20 protein-coding genes are annotated in these 15,929 nt (G+C 32.2%); 9 read left to right on the forward strand and 11 right to left on the reverse strand.

Features of this window, described 5'->3' with window-relative positions:
* Nucleotides 1-62 precede the first annotated feature (62 nt).
* Nucleotides 63-1,220 (forward strand): THUMP domain-containing protein, encoded by a 1,158-nt coding sequence (locus Q0772_RS10545; protein WP_298344102.1) that lies wholly within the window; start codon nt 63-65, stop codon nt 1,218-1,220.
* A gap of 68 nt (nt 1,221-1,288) precedes the next feature.
* Here Q0772_RS10545 and Q0772_RS10550 read toward each other — a convergent pair whose 3' ends face one another.
* The 3 genes from Q0772_RS10550 to Q0772_RS10560 form a co-directional block, all read right to left on the reverse strand.
* Complete coding sequence (locus Q0772_RS10550; RefSeq protein WP_298344105.1) at nt 1,289-1,645, reverse strand: hypothetical protein; 357 nt, start codon at nt 1,643-1,645, stop codon at nt 1,289-1,291.
* 183 nt (nt 1,646-1,828) lie between these two features.
* On the reverse strand, nt 1,829-2,338 hold the full coding sequence (locus Q0772_RS10555) for a PIN-like domain-containing protein (RefSeq protein ID WP_366105632.1): 510 nt from the start codon (nt 2,336-2,338) through the stop codon (nt 1,829-1,831).
* Complete coding sequence (locus tag Q0772_RS10560; RefSeq protein WP_298344111.1) at nt 2,322-2,996, reverse strand: PIN-like domain-containing protein; 675 nt, start codon at nt 2,994-2,996, stop codon at nt 2,322-2,324. The genes Q0772_RS10555 and Q0772_RS10560 overlap by 17 nt, the downstream gene beginning before the upstream one ends.
* A gap of 177 nt (nt 2,997-3,173) precedes the next feature.
* Between Q0772_RS10560 and Q0772_RS10565 the strand changes: the two genes are divergently transcribed.
* Nucleotides 3,174-3,653 carry an OsmC family protein gene (locus Q0772_RS10565; protein WP_298344114.1) on the forward strand — a complete coding sequence of 160 codons (480 nt, stop codon included), beginning with the start codon at nt 3,174-3,176 and terminating at the stop codon, nt 3,651-3,653.
* 264 nt (nt 3,654-3,917) lie between these two features.
* Here the strand turns inward: Q0772_RS10565 and Q0772_RS10570 are convergent, their stop codons facing one another.
* The 3 genes from Q0772_RS10570 to rlmD are packed head-to-tail and all read right to left on the reverse strand — an operon-like array spanning nt 3,918 to nt 6,649.
* Nucleotides 3,918-4,649, reverse strand: coding sequence for a DUF6048 family protein (locus Q0772_RS10570; protein ID WP_298344117.1), 732 nt, complete (start codon nt 4,647-4,649; stop codon nt 3,918-3,920).
* A complete protein-coding gene (locus Q0772_RS10575; RefSeq protein WP_298344120.1) occupies nt 4,615-5,178 on the reverse strand; it encodes a DUF6452 family protein in 564 nt (187 codons plus the stop codon). The genes Q0772_RS10570 and Q0772_RS10575 overlap by 35 nt, the downstream gene beginning before the upstream one ends.
* A 55-nt stretch (nt 5,179-5,233) precedes the next feature.
* Nucleotides 5,234-6,649, reverse strand: coding sequence for a 23S rRNA (uracil(1939)-C(5))-methyltransferase RlmD (gene rlmD / locus Q0772_RS10580; RefSeq protein WP_298344123.1), 1,416 nt, complete (start codon nt 6,647-6,649; stop codon nt 5,234-5,236).
* A 121-nt stretch (nt 6,650-6,770) separates the two neighbouring features.
* Between rlmD and Q0772_RS10585 the strand changes: the two genes are divergently transcribed.
* From Q0772_RS10585 to Q0772_RS10595, 3 genes are read left to right on the forward strand one after another with little or no spacing between them, the layout of a single operon-like run.
* Nucleotides 6,771-7,253, forward strand: a complete 483-nt coding sequence (locus Q0772_RS10585) for a hypothetical protein (protein ID WP_298344124.1) — start codon at nt 6,771-6,773, stop codon at nt 7,251-7,253.
* Nucleotides 7,250-7,804 (forward strand): RNA polymerase sigma factor, encoded by a 555-nt coding sequence (locus Q0772_RS10590; protein WP_298344127.1) that lies wholly within the window; start codon nt 7,250-7,252, stop codon nt 7,802-7,804. The genes Q0772_RS10585 and Q0772_RS10590 overlap by 4 nt, the downstream gene beginning before the upstream one ends.
* Nucleotides 7,794-8,183, forward strand: a complete 390-nt coding sequence (locus Q0772_RS10595) for a DUF6768 family protein (protein ID WP_298344130.1) — start codon at nt 7,794-7,796, stop codon at nt 8,181-8,183. The genes Q0772_RS10590 and Q0772_RS10595 overlap by 11 nt, the downstream gene beginning before the upstream one ends.
* A gap of 56 nt (nt 8,184-8,239) precedes the next feature.
* Here the strand turns inward: Q0772_RS10595 and Q0772_RS10600 are convergent, their stop codons facing one another.
* Complete coding sequence (locus Q0772_RS10600; protein WP_298344133.1) at nt 8,240-9,409, reverse strand: mechanosensitive ion channel; 1,170 nt, start codon at nt 9,407-9,409, stop codon at nt 8,240-8,242.
* Nucleotides 9,410-9,688: 279 nt separating this feature from the next.
* Between Q0772_RS10600 and rocD the strand changes: the two genes are divergently transcribed.
* Both rocD and Q0772_RS10610 read left to right on the forward strand, forming a co-directional pair.
* Nucleotides 9,689-10,969 carry an ornithine--oxo-acid transaminase gene (gene rocD, locus Q0772_RS10605; RefSeq protein WP_298344136.1) on the forward strand — a complete coding sequence of 427 codons (1,281 nt, stop codon included), beginning with the start codon at nt 9,689-9,691 and terminating at the stop codon, nt 10,967-10,969.
* Nucleotides 10,970-10,974: 5 nt separating this feature from the next.
* Complete coding sequence (locus Q0772_RS10610) at nt 10,975-11,424, forward strand: DUF5362 family protein (RefSeq protein ID WP_298344139.1); 450 nt, start codon at nt 10,975-10,977, stop codon at nt 11,422-11,424.
* 70 nt (nt 11,425-11,494) lie between these two features.
* Here Q0772_RS10610 and Q0772_RS10615 read toward each other — a convergent pair whose 3' ends face one another.
* The 3 genes from Q0772_RS10615 to Q0772_RS10625 all read right to left on the reverse strand — a co-directional run bounded on the left by Q0772_RS10615 (nt 11,495) and on the right by Q0772_RS10625 (nt 13,928).
* The gene (locus tag Q0772_RS10615; protein WP_298344142.1) at nt 11,495-11,818 is read right to left on the reverse strand and encodes a CCC motif membrane protein; all 324 of its coding nucleotides are present in this window, start codon (nt 11,816-11,818) and stop codon (nt 11,495-11,497) included.
* A 9-nt stretch (nt 11,819-11,827) separates the two neighbouring features.
* Nucleotides 11,828-12,103 carry a DUF2752 domain-containing protein gene (locus tag Q0772_RS10620; protein ID WP_298344145.1) on the reverse strand — a complete coding sequence of 92 codons (276 nt, stop codon included), beginning with the start codon at nt 12,101-12,103 and terminating at the stop codon, nt 11,828-11,830.
* Between the two features lie 70 nt (nt 12,104-12,173).
* Nucleotides 12,174-13,928, reverse strand: a complete 1,755-nt coding sequence (locus Q0772_RS10625; RefSeq protein ID WP_298344147.1) for a T9SS type A sorting domain-containing protein — start codon at nt 13,926-13,928, stop codon at nt 12,174-12,176.
* 171 nt (nt 13,929-14,099) lie between these two features.
* Here Q0772_RS10625 and Q0772_RS10630 point away from each other — a divergent pair, with 171 nt between their 5' ends.
* Both Q0772_RS10630 and Q0772_RS10635 read left to right on the forward strand, forming a co-directional pair.
* On the forward strand, nt 14,100-14,291 hold the full coding sequence (locus Q0772_RS10630; protein ID WP_298344149.1) for a hypothetical protein: 192 nt from the start codon (nt 14,100-14,102) through the stop codon (nt 14,289-14,291).
* A 2-nt stretch (nt 14,292-14,293) separates the two neighbouring features.
* The gene (locus Q0772_RS10635) at nt 14,294-14,857 is read left to right on the forward strand and encodes a Smr/MutS family protein (protein ID WP_298344151.1); all 564 of its coding nucleotides are present in this window, start codon (nt 14,294-14,296) and stop codon (nt 14,855-14,857) included.
* Here the strand turns inward: Q0772_RS10635 and Q0772_RS10640 are convergent.
* Nucleotides 14,854-15,798 carry a hypothetical protein gene (locus Q0772_RS10640; protein ID WP_298344154.1) on the reverse strand — a complete coding sequence of 315 codons (945 nt, stop codon included), beginning with the start codon at nt 15,796-15,798 and terminating at the stop codon, nt 14,854-14,856. The two genes, Q0772_RS10635 and Q0772_RS10640, sit on opposite strands and share 4 nt — an antisense overlap.
* Nucleotides 15,799-15,929 lie beyond the last annotated feature (131 nt).

The raw sequence follows: 15,929 nt of genomic DNA on the forward strand, positions 1-15,929 counted from the left end.
TTTCTAAAAATCTTTATTTGGCGCAAAATTACATTATTTTTGCAACCTATCAGACGAAAAAAATGGAAGAAAATTTCAATATGGTAGCCAAAACGTTGTTTGGCTTTGAAGAACTCTTAGAGAAAGAACTCACCCAACTCGGTGCACAACATGTAAAAAAAGGCATTCGTAATGTGTCTTTTTCAGGTGATAAAGGGTTTATGTACAAAGCCAATTTGGGTTTGCGTACAGCCATTAAAATATTGAAACCTATTCACACATTTAACGTTAATAGTGAGCAAGATTTATACAAAAAAATCTATGCTATGGATTGGAGTGCATATTTAAAACCAACAGGATCTTTGGCTATAGATGCAACCATCCATTCTGATTTGTTTTCACATTCCCTTTACATTGCCCAAAAAACCAAAGACGCTATAGTCGATAAATTTAGAGATACTGATGGCCAACGGCCAAACGTAGATTTAAAGTTTCCAGACCTTAAAATAAACGTACATATTGATAGGCGTAAATGTACCATATCTTTGGATTCATCAGGAGATTCTCTGCATAAACGCGGCTATAAAACCGCTACTAATATTGCACCCATAAACGAAGTATTGGCAGCAGGACTCATTATGCTCTCTGGTTGGGATGGGCAGTCTAATTTTATGGATCCTATGTGTGGTTCTGGTACCATGCTTATCGAAGCAGCAATGATAGCCTGTAACATACCACCAAACCTAATGCGAAAAGAATTCGCATTCGAGCGATGGCAGGATTGGGATGTCGATTTATTTGAAAAAATAGAAGAATCGCTACTGGGAAAAACTCGCGACTTTCATCATAAAATTATAGGTTACGATAAAGCCCCAAGTGCCGTTGCTAAAGCCAGAGATAACGTAAAAAACGCTCAATTAGATGATTTTATTGAGGTTAAGCACGAAGATTTTTTCAAAACCCAAAAAGGCGGCGATGAAAAACTCCACATGGTATTTAATCCACCATACGGCGAGCGTTTAAATATCGATATGGAAGAATTTTACGCCAACATTGGCGATACTTTAAAACAAAACTACCCAGGAACAGATGCTTGGTTTATTACTTCAAATTTAGATGCTTTAAAACATGTAGGCTTGCGCCCTTCAAGAAAAATACAACTCTATAACGCTAAATTAGAATCACGTTTAGTAAAGTACGTGATGTACGAAGGGAGTAAGAAGGGTAAGTATATGAAGTAGCACATTTCTATTATAAAACGTTATTCGATATAAAATTTAATCGTGTTGTTGGTAATTTAAAGGTTGCACTATATGTCGTATATTACAAAATGCCAAGGCACTCTTATTGTATCTATCTTGAAACCGGGATCCGTAGACGGTTTCGATTGATTTGCCCAAATTAAAACCTCAAACCCAGTATTTTGTTGGTATCTTAATGTTATCATAGTATATTCAGAATCCATCCTTTCAAAATAGTTTTCGGCTGTTAATTGTACAATATAATTTGAGTCATTAACAAGTCTTTCAGGTAAAATTACTTTATACCCAATATCGGATCCACTAATAGAACCTGGTACTATGCTTGTGGTTATAGTTATTCCTGGAGTAGCTTTCAAGATGCTACCATCTGCGGCAATTTTGCCCATGGCTATTGGTGTTAACATAACTTTGAATTTTAAAAGATTAGTAAATTGATTTTAATATTCCGCTTATCGGTCTCGGCTATGAGTAGTTGCGTGGGTTAGCACTTAACTTTGCGAGTACACACCAAGCTGAAAATCCGCTAGGATTTTCAGAAGTAGGCGAGAACAAGCAATTACTTATAGCCATTGTTGTGTTTAGTACTTTTAATTGTCTTTATTAGTTCCATCTCCATCTTTTTCCTTGTCTTTTGTTAGGTCAGAATTTGGGTTTTTATAGTATATATTGTTAAAAATATCAATAGTTGAGGGTTCTTTAGATTCAGTTTGGTAGTTGTTAAAAAACTCAAGGACTGAATTTGGCACTTCTTTAGGTTTTTTAATTTCGTTTAAGTATTCGGACAAATAATCATAATTTTTGGATTCATTTGTTCTCGTCCATCTATCAATTACTCTTTGAACCGCCTTATTTTTAGTTTTTTGATATTCTCGTTCATCTTCGAGTCTAACTTCCTTGATTTCATTAATAGAGTCTTCTTTTACACTCGAATTTAATTTTTCCTTTGCAAATTTTAAGAAAAAGTCAGCTTGATAGATTAAAATTCTAAAACCAGTTTCGTCGTAAAATTCCTTAATTAGTTCTTCTCGTGGTCGTATTGTTTGACCTTTAAATTTCAACCACCAATCATCTTTTCTGTCGTCAGTAACAAAGATTATGGTGTTCTTTTGAAGATTTGGATTTTCTTATTAATTGTTTCCAAACTATTAAGTCTCCATATAGCTTTCTTTTTCCTTTATTCTTTTTTTCAGCTATATCAGAAAAACCAGGTGGTATTTTTTTGTCATAACGAATTTCTCCTTCATCATATATTTCGTTTAATTCAGATTCAGAATAATTATCGCCTACTTTATCTTTAAATAATTTTGTTATTTCTGGAAGGATTGCATCGTTCTTTAAATATTCTGGATGTTTTTCAGATTGTTTAACTAAATCACTTTTTATTTTATTGAATTTAGTTGATATCTCTTTATTTATTTTTTCGATTGAGATTAATGGATGTCTTCTATATTGTTTTAGTTCTTTTTCAATTTTACTAAAGTGTTCATCAAGTTTTTTCCCTATTTCGGAATAAGCTTCTTCTTGAGATTTAATTACAGAAATCCGATTACTATGAAATTCATAACCAGCTTGAAAAGGAAGCCAAATCCTATCTTTATATTCAGTTATGGTATCTATAAAGTCTTTTCTTGTTTCTTTACTATACCTATATAAATTCAACAAAGTGTTCGCATCAAAAGCAATGAGTCCATTTTCCCATATATCTTTAATTTCGTCTTCGTTCGGAGGATAAAATCCAAAAAACTTTTCTTTCATTTGCTTTTGTTTGTATTAAACACAACGTTTAGATATGGTTTCGTTTTAATGAACTATATCGTTCGATAAGCGAAGTTAGAAATTTCTTACTAAAAAGTCAATAAGTACTTATACGTATTTACAAACAATACATGCCAATAATTAAACGCATTGCGTACCTTTAAATAAAACAAACTCATGGCATTTAATCACATTTTTAAAGCTAAAGTAAACTGGCAATTAGGTAATAATGAAACCACACAAAGTCCAAAAGGTTTTAGTAGAAACCATGTGGTAACCATTGCTAATAAAAAAACACCTCTAGAGGTATCAGCAGCTAAACCATTTAGAGGCGATGAGACCCTTTATAATCCAGAAGATTTATTGTTATCGGCTTTGGCGTCTTGCCACATGATGTCTTATCTATACGTTTGCGCACAACATAACATAGCGGTTTTAAATTATGAGGATAACGCTGAAGCTGTTTTAGAGGTAGAAGGGTCGGGTAGTGGACGCTTTAAAAAAGTAACTTTAAACCCTGTGGTTACTATAAAAGATGCCTCAAAAAAAGAGCTTGCTAAAACGCTTCATGAAAAAGCCAATGGGTTGTGTTTTATTGCTAATTCTTGTAATTTTCTTGTGGTGCATGATGCTGAAATAGTAATAGACGCGCATTAGAGGTGCAATAGTTTTGGTTTGTAAAACAGACTTTAGCGGATTAACCCGCGTTAGGGATAGTAGTGGCATCCTTTTTAAAAGCGGGAAACTATAAATTTGTATTGGAACTGGAGTTTTACAGATTGCCACATCGCTAACTCCTGGCAATGATTTTTAAAAAGATATAACGGATAGCCCGACCCCTTGTGGGTAACGCCCAAATTATTTAATATTGTATTTGTACTTATTATGTGCAGATTGATACGTTATGCTTTTTCGCAATAACTACTTAGCCTTTTTATAAAGTGGAATTCTGTAAGATAAAAAATAACTATAGCCTGCGCCTATACCACTACTATCATAAGTTTTCCCAAAACCTGGAATGTACACATTATCAAAATTATTAGGGATAGTTTGAGACGCAGATATTTTTAATTGTACGTTTAAGCCCATGTATAGGTTGTTAAATAATTCAGCTTTTATGCCTAATATAATTTCTGCCCAAAATGCCGTAAGTCCTGTTAATTCTTGTTTGTCTTCTGAGGTTAGTTGGGGAGCCCAATATTGGTCTGTGCTATACACCGTGAAGCTATTTAAATCGTGACTAAAGGTGCTGGCTCCAACTCGAAAGCCAGAGTAAATCATGTTATCCATGTTTAGCCAGTTTTGATACATGTTATAATCTATACCTCCTTTTATATAGCTTCCTTTGGTTGTTATATCTAAAAAATCTGTTATTGTATTTTTTTCTTCAAAGCCAATTTCCCCGGCGATATATAGTTTTTCTTTTAAGCGGTAATCTGCCATAACTTCAAAGCCAGAGTAATCATCATCTAAAGATGTTCTTATAAGCTTACCTATATCTCCACCAATGCGGAGTCCGTATTTTATTTGAATTTTATTTGAATCTTGAGCAGTACTAACAATGCTATCATTTTGTGCATTTACAAACACACAAAAAAGAAACAGACATAAAAAACTACTAATGCGCAATACTAAAGTGTGCAGCTGTCTCATTTTCTATAGATTGGTTATCAGTTAAAGGTGTTCTGGAAAGCATCCATCTCCCATCATTATTTACATCTTCAATAGTCAGGGTTACATTTCTAAAAATAGTTTTAAAACCACATGCTCGAGATACAAAAACTTGCTCGCGAGTATAATTAATTATAATCCTATCGTAATTACCATCAATTATATCATCACTGGTGTCGTCTGGAGTACCATTATCATTATTACTCGCACCTTGTATAAGGATGTATTCTGTGGTGTTATCGGTTGTTTTAAGCGGTAAAATAAGCTCATCGGTATCTGCAAAAATATAATCAGGTAATGGCGTAGTTAAAGGCGTACCATCTTCATCAATACCAACAACTACCAAGTCGAATACATTTTTTGTGTTATCTTGATTGGAAGCATCTAATAGATTTATTAGTAATCGAGGTGTGGTTGATGTGGAAGCTGGACAGATGTCATCACGCTCGCAACTTATTGAGAGTGCAGCTATCAATAAGGTTGGAATTATTAAAACTTTAAAATACTTCATTTTTTAATTTAGGGTAAGCCTATTTTTTACTTTACACAAATAAACGAATAAACTTTTAACGTTTTTCAAGTAAAACTACATTTTCCACATGGAATGTCTGTGGAAACATATCTACTGCTTGGGTTTTTATAACTTTATAAGTTGCATCCATTAATGCTAAATCTCTTGCTTGTGTTGCGCTATTACAACTCACATAAACCACACGCTTTGGTGCAATATTTAAAATTTGTTGTACCACATCTTTATGCATACCATCACGTGGTGGATCGGTAATAATAACATCAGGATGCCCGTGATTTTCTATAAATTCGGTATTAAAAACCTGTTTCATATCGCCAACAAAGAATTCAACGTTATTAATGTTATTAAATTGTGCATTTTCTTTAGCAGCCGAAATAGCATCAGGAACAGATTCAACACCAACAACTTTTTTAGCTTGTTTTGAAACAAATTGAGCAATTGTACCGGTACCTGTATATAAATCATACACCAATTCGTTACCCGTTAACCCTGCGAAATCTCTGGTTATTTTATATAACTCAAAAGCTTGATTGGAATTGGTTTGGTAAAAGGACTTTGCGTTAATCTTAAATTTTAAACCTTCCATTTCTTCAAAAATATGATCGGCTCCTTTGTAACAAATGACGTCTTGGTCATAAATGGTATCATTTGCTTTTCCATTTATAACGTATTGTAATGATGTTATCTGCGGAAAGGTTTCTGCAATAAAATCAAGTAACAGTTTGCGTTTAGCTTTATCCTCTTTAAAAAACTGAATCATCACCATAATATCGCCCGTGCTAGATGTACGAATCATCATGGTTCTTAATAATCCGGTTTGATTTCTGGTATTAAAGAATTCTAAATTGTTTTTAATAGCAAAATTCTTAACGGCATTTCTAATAGCATTGGATGGGTCTGCTTGTAAGTGACACGTTTTAATGTCTAAGATTTTATCCCACATTCCAGGAATATGGAAGCCTAGTGCGTTTTTATCACCTAAATCTCTATCAGATTGAATTTCTTCAAGTGTTAACCAGCGGCTATCACTAAAAGAGAATTCCATTTTATTTCTGTAAAAATACTGTTCAGCAGAACCTAAAATAGGGGTTACTTCAGGAAGTTCAATATGACCAATTCGGGTTAAGTTATTGGTAACTTCTTTTTGCTTGTAAAATAATTGATGCTTATAGGCCATATCTTGCCATTTACAACCACCACAGGTTCCAAAATGCTCGCAAGCTGGTTCTGTTCTTTTGTCAGAGAGTTTATGGAAAACCGTAGCTTTACCTTCGTAATACGCTTTTCGTTTTTTAAACGTTTGCACGTCTACAACATCGCCTGGTACTGCATTTGGTAAAAAAATTACTTTTCCATCAGGTGCTTTTGCAATGGTTTTTCCTTTTGCACCAGCATCAATAACAGCTACATTTTCAAAAACTTGTTTTCTTTGTTTACTTCTTCTAGACATGCTGCAAAAATAACAATAGCCACAAATAAAGTCATATTTATTTCTATTAACTTTAAGAGATTTTTTAATCTAATTAAAATAAAAATGAACCTTTTATGTTTTTTCTCGTCTTTAAAGTAGAATGCATGTGACAAACGTACATAAGCGAACCATAAAACAACCTAAAAATAAGGTTGCTGCTTTGTTGAAAACACTTTCAACTGAGCATGACAAAGTTTGGCCTAAAGACAATTGGCCCGCAATGCGATTTAAAAATGGATTAAAATTAGGCGCTAAAGGTGGGCACGGAATAATTAGATATTCTGTTGAAGAATATATTTTAGGCGAATTAATAGTGTTTAAATTTTCGAAGCCAATAGGGTTTAATGGGGTTCATAAATTTGAAATTAAAGCGATTGATGCTAAATCAACAGAAGTGAAACATAGTATTGTTATGAAAACAGAAGGGTTAGCAACATTAAAGTGGATTTTTGTAATAAGATGGTTGCATGATGCTTTAATTGAAAATGCTTTTGATACTATTGAAAATAACTTTTCTGAAGCGCAAAAAATTACAAGATGGAGTGTTTGGGTACGTATTTGGAGATATATATTAACTAGGTGAAGGAAAAAGGCTCAGATAAAGATTTGGTTTTAGCGTTTCAGTCTGGAGACAAAAATGCATTAAATAAATTGGTAAAAAAATGGCATAAAACCTTTTGTGAGAAAGCGTATTGGTTAGTTAAAGATGCAGATGTAGCCAAAGATATTGCCCAAGATTCTTGGAGTGTAATAATCAGGAAAATAGATGCGTTAAAAAATCCAGAGCGCTTTGGGAGTTGGGCGTTACGTATTGTTTGTAACAATGCCATTGATTGGTTAAATAAAAATAAAAGACAGCAAAAACATAAGGAACAAATAAAGTACGAGCAAGAAGTGATTAGCTCTCAAAGTTTGAAGGAAGATGTTTCTAACATAAAACAAAAATTACTTGAATCTTATAAAAAGTTACCTAAACATCAGCAAGTAATTATTAAACTATTTTATACAGAAAATTACTCTCTAAAAGAAATCTGTTTAATACTAAACATATCTGTCGGGACAGCTAAATCTAGATTGTTCCATGGAAGAGAAAAATTAAAACAACTTTTAAAGCATGATAATTATGAAAACTAACATGGATGATATTGATAAATTGATAAAGGACACTTTAACAGCAGAAGAGGCTAAGTTTTATGATGAACTAGATGAGCAAAATGTACTGCAAATGGTGTGGGGCTTATTTAGAGGAAAGAATAAATGGGTTATGTATATGATGAATTTTATGACCTTGGTTTTCTTTGGACTCTTTATTTATTGTTTAATTGAATTTTTTAAAGCTGAAATCACTTTTGAAATGATTAAATGGGCAACAGGTAGTATTGTTTTTTTGCTCGGTGTAAGTATGTTAAAAATTTTCGCTTGGATGCAAATGGATAAGAATGCTTTGTTAAGAGAAATGAAACGATTGGAGATACAAATTTCTTCCTTATCTAGTAAAAAAGAGAGTCATTAAAAAAGCTGCTTAGTATCTAAAACTAAGCAGCTTGACATTAGTAAAGGTTAAGTATGTTATTTTTTATCAAACTTAGTGAGTATTTTATCCATTTGTTTACCAGCTGCTTCTCGACCTCCCAAACCAAATGATAAGACAACGGTTAAGGCTACAGTTCCTAAAGTAATACCAAAAGCAAGATTAATAATCTCATCTGCAATACCCATAGTTCTTAATCCAATTGCTAAGAAAATCGATAGAATTGCTATTCTGATAATAGAAGCAACAAAACTATTATTATCATTTTTTGAGAAATTGTTAGCAGCAACAGTAGAAATCCAATTTCCAATGGCTAAAATAACAAGACCAAATAGTATTTTTCCTGAGTAGTTTGTTATGGTATATAAAACTTCAGATAGTTTCGCAAATTCTAATTTTTCTACTGCTGTAGTAATTCCAAACAAAACAATAAAGAAATAAACTAAATTACCAATAATCTTAACCATATTAGAGTTACCTGTAATATTATCTAACCCAGATTTATTAAGAAAATTATTTAAATTCATACTGTTTAATAAGTCTTTTATCAGTTCGCTTAAAAAGCGTCCACCAACAATAAAGAGTATAAGAATACAAACTGCAACTAGTACTTTCGGAATAGCACTAAAAAAATCTTTTAACATAGTTGTGGCAGGTTCTGATATAGAATCCATATTTAGAATGTTAAATGCAGAAATTAGTAAAGGAATAAAAACAAAAATGAATACAATTTTTTTTATGATTTTTACTAAGTCAAGATTTTCTGGAAGTTTAAGTTTAGGTGCCAAATTTTTAATGGAGTTACCAGATAGCTCAACCAATTCTGATACTATAGTTGCTAACATGTAGCCAACGTAACCAACTAAACCAGCACCAATTATATTTGGCAAAAAGCTAGTAAATCCATTAAGCATATTTTTCACAGGATCTAGAACATTACTCATCCCTAGTTTTTCTAGAGCTAATATGAAAACAAAAATCATAACTAGGAAGTAGATTAACTTACTAATAAATTTTGATAATGTTATTTTTGAATTACTCAGTTTTTCATCAATACCTGTTTTTTTAATAAGTTTTGAAACAATTCGTTTTAACAATCCAGCTACAAACCATCCAATAATAATGATAAGTAAAGCTGCTATTGCGCTTGATAGATTTCCTCCAATTGATTGAGATAATGTGTCTAAAAGATTTGATAAATAGTCCATAGTTTTTAATTTTAATTGTTGTAGTTGTGTTTAAGACACAAAAAAAACAGTAAAGACACATTAAGTTTTGAAAATATAGAATATTTGTTTTTTTTATTTAGTTTTGTTGCTCCTAGGGATGATTTCTTTCCCACGCTGAATTTTCGACACTTTCGAAAGGATAAAGGTAGATAAGGAATGGTTATTTTACTCGTTAAGCGAGATTAATTATTAAAGTTTGCACTTAAAAGTGTTAAACGGTGTCTCGATGTAGGCATTAAACCTAAAATTATTTACAAAATGGCTGTTTTAGACCAATTAACATGGCAACAAGCGATTGATTTAGAAAACAAGTATGGCGCACACAATTACCATCCATTACCAGTAGTATTAACTAAAGGAGAAGGTGTGTATGTTTGGGATGTAGAAGGTAAAAAGTATTACGATTTTTTATCGGCATATTCTGCGGTGAACCAAGGGCATTGTCACCCTAAAATAGTGAATGCTATGGTGCAGCAAGCACAAACCTTAACCTTAACGTCTAGAGCGTTTCACAACGATGTTTTAGGACGCTACGAAAAATTTGCTTGCGAATTTTTTGGATTTGATAAACTCTTACCGATGAATACAGGTGCAGAAGCTGTAGAAACAGCTTTGAAGCTATGTAGAAAATGGGCTTATGAAGTAAAAGGTATTAAAGAAAATGAAGCTGAAATTATTGTATGTGAAAATAATTTTCACGGACGTACAACTACCATCATATCATTTTCAAATGATCCTGTGGCACGAAAAAACTTTGGTCCCTATACTAAAGGATTCATTAAAATAGAGTATGATAATTTAAGTGCTTTAGAAGAAGCACTAAAAAATAATCCAAATATAGCAGGTTTTCTTGTAGAACCTATTCAAGGTGAAGCTGGTGTTTATGTGCCAAGTGATGATTATTTAGTAAAAGCTAAAGCATTATGTGAAGAATATAATGTATTATTTATTGCTGATGAAGTACAAACAGGAATTGCTAGAACAGGTAGACTATTAGCAACTTGTGGCAATTGTAACTGTGAGAATAAAAATTGCTCCAACACACCTGATGTTAAACCCGATGTACTTATTCTAGGAAAAGCAATTAGTGGCGGTGTATATCCAGTGTCTGCGGTCTTAGCTAATAATAGTATTATGGAGGTTATTAAACCAGGAAATCATGGTAGTACTTTTGGAGGAAACCCTATTGCTGGTGCAGTAGCTATGGCAGCATTAGAAGTTATAAGAGATGAAAATCTAGCAGATAATGCTTTTGTGCTAGGTAATTTATTTAGAAGTGAATTAAATAAATACATCGAAACTAGTAATATTGTTAAATTAGTTCGTGGTAAAGGGTTATTAAATGCCATAGTTATTAATGATAATGAAGATAGCGATACAGCTTGGAATGTTTGTTTAGCCTTGAGAGACAATGGTTTATTAGCAAAACCTACACATGGAAATATTATACGTTTTGCGCCACCTTTGGTAATGACTAAAGTACAATTATTGGACTGTGTAGATATTATTGTAAACACACTTAAACAATTTGAAAAATAGATATTATGGAACAAAAATCAGCTTTTGAAAGCTTTGAATTAGAAGTTAATAGTGAGATTAAAGGCTTCTTAAAAGAAACATCTAAATGGGCATATTTTTTATCAATACTTGGTTTTGTTGGAATAGGGTTGATGGTTCTAGGAGGTTTATGGTTAAGCTTTTATACTGGAATGAATCAATTTGGAGGCGACACGGCATACGGATTGGGATATTCCACTGGCGTTGGTCTTGTTTACGTTTTATTAGCGCTAATCTATTTTTTTCCATTACTATATTTGTTCAAGTTTGCAAAAAATATGAAAATGGCCTTGAGTTCTGAAAATAATGATAATTTTAAAAGTGCTTTTTTAAATTTAAAGTCACATTATAAATTCATTGGAATTTTTACTATAGCCATAATAGGATTATATATTCTGATACTATTTGGGGCGGTATTAGGTGCTTCGTTTTTTTAGTTAAATAAAAAGTAAAGCAAAAAAGGCGACCAATTATTGGTCGCCTTTTTTTGGCTTTATAATATTATGTTTATTGATTTTGCATTTGCTCCATCATTTCTTGAGACTGTCTCATTATCTCATCCCATCCAACTGTAGATATTCTGTAAATAGTCATAATTAAATATAGAATATTAATAATCAAAATAACCAATGCTACTATTTTAGCAGTATCCATAGCTTTAATACTAGAATGGTCATAATTTTCAGGATTTAATTTGGCTTCTTTTAATTTGCTTTGGGCTATAAAAAAAGCTATTCCAGCTAAGATAAATCCTAGTCCTCCGAAGCAACAGCATAAAAGGCCTAAAATGGCTAATACGTATACGAGTGTTGGGTTGAGTTTTTGTTCCATGTGTGAATTTTAATTGATTAATTTAATTGTAAAACTTATAATAATTGTAGCAACCGTTAAGATGGCAAGCGCTGTAATAATTTTATTTGAATACTTAAATTTAAAGAAAATATTGATACCAATAGTTATAAAAAGCGCTATTAAACTATAAATGGCTGGATACATCTGAAATGCTGCAATAAACTCACCTTGAAATATTAAGGCAATGGCACGTTGCATACCACAACCCATGCATTCTATACCTAGTAGTTTTTTGTTTAAGCAGGGTAGCATGTAATCTTCCATAGCTATAATAGCGAATCTTGATGAAAAGCTAAAATACTAAAAGCATGTTAAGTTGGTAAAATGTTGATTGTTATTTTTTATTACTAACAACAATTTTCTTTGTGAAAAGCTCTTGATTTACTAACTCAACTTTAACAACATAAACACCAGAGCTTAATGGCTTTGTAGATAATGCGTGTCTTCTTTTTGTAGACTTAATACGCTTGTTTAATACTTCTTTACCTGTTACATCATACACTTTTAAAGAAGTGATCTCAAAGTTGTTTTTATTTATTAATTTTATTTGAGAAGTATTATTATTTTGAAAAATTCTTAGCCCTTCAAATGTATTTTCGGAAATGCTGAGAACATTTTTTGTAAATGTAACTTCAAAGCGATCTGTATATTCACCTTTATCTAGGTTAATTTCAAAATTTTGGTTTCTTAAATTTACATATACATCAGTTTGTTTGTCGTGTAAATAAATAGGGTTAGAATCATCAAAATGTTGAATATCTGCAATCCTTATAGTAAGTGGTTGACTATCGGCTAATTTTATTGTAAGCGGAATAATTGAATTTTCATTATAGGCTAAGGCTTCCGCTATGTGTGAGTTGCCATCAATAACCCAATAGGCATCAGAACTTATAATATCACTTTCACTAATTTTTGATTCTAGGCCATAATCAAAACCTTCAGTAGCACTATCATGGAATGTTTGTACAAGCTGTCGGGTATATGCATTATTAAAATCAATATTAAGTCTAAAACGTTTGTAGTCTTCCGGTATTTCAGAAAACGGATTTTCTGTTTTTGATTTTTTAGTACGAGTTCCTTTAAAAAACTCACTATTTGCGTCGGTTTCTCTTGTAAAGATACGATGCGAATTTTTGGCTCTTACCACATCATCAGCGGCACCTTCTACCATAAAACCTTGTCCTATTGGTATATAACGTCTTGCTGTTTTAGTGCCAGTTCCAGTATTTGCAACATTAATGGAGCCATCCCCATTATAAGTGTTAAAAACAGCAGAAACAAAGGTTTCTACTGTACCAGCTGCATTAATGGTATATGTTGCATAACCGCCGTTATATTCATTAATATAGTGCGAATTTGTAGTAGGATCTTGTTCCCAATAATATAGGGTTCCAGTAATTGTAGCCGCATTTTGGGTATCGTGAATATAAGCAACGGCATCCATTGCGGAAGGGTATGGATTTCCTACTAACGAATATTGGTTAGTTAAAACACTAACAGCTATGGTACCATTGTTGGGTTTTCCTCTAAAATCATAACGCTGTGCATCTCCAGATCCAATAGTGCCTTTCATAGTAAAACCTTCGCCTGGATTAACTGAAGTGTTACTTTCAACATGAATCCATTCTGCATAATTATCCGAAGCTATAAATTTCCAAACCCAATAGGGCTCAATATTTAAAGGACTAGATGTTCCATTAAAAGAAGCTGTACTAACAAATGTAGCTGGAGTAGCAGTAATTAAACCTGTAGCATCGTTTAAAAATGAAATTCCAAAGGGATTATTTAAAGAGTTACTAGTTTTACTTCCAATAGGTGAACACCAATAGTTATATTCGTGTTCGCCACCATTTGCTTCTTGATAAACACTTAATTCTCCAACACCAGAATTTCCTGTAGTTCCTGCACCTTGTATTACTTGTGCTTCGTTTCTTAAATAAATAGTGCTATTAGTTTCATTAAGATTAATATCGTCTTCAACAAAAACAACTTCATCATTAACAAATATGTATGCGCTATTCCTAACTGAAAGTTGTGAAAAACTTAAGTTGGATATAAGTATTAGTAAGAGTAATAATTTTTTGTGCATAAAGTTTGGGGCTTTAAGTCATGCAAATATACTATTTTTTTAGATACAAATGCATTTTAACGTTATTAAGTGTATTTTGTCGATTTTTTCAATTTAAGATTAATTAGTAATTGAATTGGTATAATTAAATTTTAGTGTAATTTGCTTGCTGAATATTGTTTCTTTTTTGATATGAAATATTTAAACTATGTTTTTATTATTATTGGAGCCTTTGTGGCTATGTACGCTAAAAAAGTTGCGGACCAAAATCAGTATTTACTCATAGCAGGTATTGTTATGTTAATGATTGGTATTTATAGGGTTTCAAAAACTATACCAAGCAGGAATGATAATGAAGTGGACAGTGATTCAGAAAATGATTAGCTATGAGATTTAAATTAGGAGATCACGTTTTGGTTCTAGATGAAGATTTATCTGGAATTATAAAACACATAGAGGGGAGTATCATTTCAATAGAAACTGATGATGGTTTTGAGATTGATTTCAATATGAATGAGTTGGTGTTGAAAGATAAAAGAGCATCAATTGAATCTGAGGTTTTTTCAAATTCCAACATTAACGATGTCGTTTTAGAAAAAGAAGCTCCGAAAAGGAAACAGCAAATAAAAAAACGATTTAAGGAACGGTACGAACCTTCTATGGAAGTTGATTTACATATCAATCAATTAGTTAAATCTGCCAAAGGCATGAGCAATCATGATATGCTTACACTTCAACTAGATACTGCAAAACGGAAATTAGAATTTGCTATTTCTAAGCGCATACAAAAAATAGTCTTTATCCATGGTGTAGGCGAGGGGGTGCTTAAAATGGAATTAGAATATCTATTTGGTCGATATAACAATGTAAAGTTCTATGATGCCAATTACCAAAAATATGGTTTAGGAGCCACAGAAGTTTATATTTACCAAAATGCTTCTAGAAGCTAGGGAAAATCAGGAGTTTCTGTTCTGGAACTTGAAGTTGCGCTACTACTTAGAGTTCCAAAATCATAAATATCTAAAGAAATCAAATTCAAATCAAAATTAGCGACCGTTAGTGTAACCGTGTAAGTTTCTGTTATAGTATGTTCTCTGTAGGCAGTAGCTATAGGTCCGCCTATATTAGCAACGTCTTTATTTAGATAATCAGCAATTCCATCACTAGTAATGTCGTTCGCTGGATTTAGGTCTTCACTATCATTTTCTTCATTTCTAGTAATTATTCCATCGCCATCATCATCAGGGTCTAGATAATTGGGCAAAGTATCTTCATCGCTATTAGTATTTAAAGCATCACTAAGGTCGCCATCTCCGTTTGGGTCTGGGTCTTCATCTTTTGTTAAAACATTATCACCATCATCATCGGCATCAAGATAGTCAGGTAAACCATCACCATCAGTATCATCATCATTCAAATCACCATTCCCATTTCTATCTTCAAGTTCAGCTGGTATGCCATCATTGTCATCTTCAACCAAAACAGTATTTATCGTAACTGTTCCACTAATACTTTCATCATCATTTTTAATATTTACATCAGAATTGGGTACAACGTTACAAAACAAATTATCTGGCAAAGTTGTATTACTATATGTTCTGTAATTTAATGGTGCTGAAGAAGAGATTGAAGTAGTGTTTTCATATTCACCATTCTCATCCACTTCAAAAATATCTTCTAAGTTTAAACCGTTAACTTGAACTGATATAGATTCTGAAGGGTCATTTTTTGTTTTGTAAAAAACTAAAGTACTTTGTCCTGTAGAAGTTTCACCAGAACAAACTTGAAAAGTATTTTCAAAATCTAATTCAAAATCAATAATATCTCCATCATCACATGAGTTAAGAGGTACAAAGACTAAAACTAAGAAAACAAAAAATAACTTACGCATTGTATTTGGGTTTTAGGCAAAAATAATGGAATTGATAATTATAACGCAGCTTATTGATAATAATTTTATTTCAAGTATTTTTGAACTATAAAATGCTTTTCTAATTTAGAATTAAAATCTTAAATTATACC

The sequence above is a fragment of the uncultured Algibacter sp. genome, assembly GCF_947490405.1.
Lineage (GTDB): Bacteria > Bacteroidota > Bacteroidia > Flavobacteriales > Flavobacteriaceae > Algibacter_B.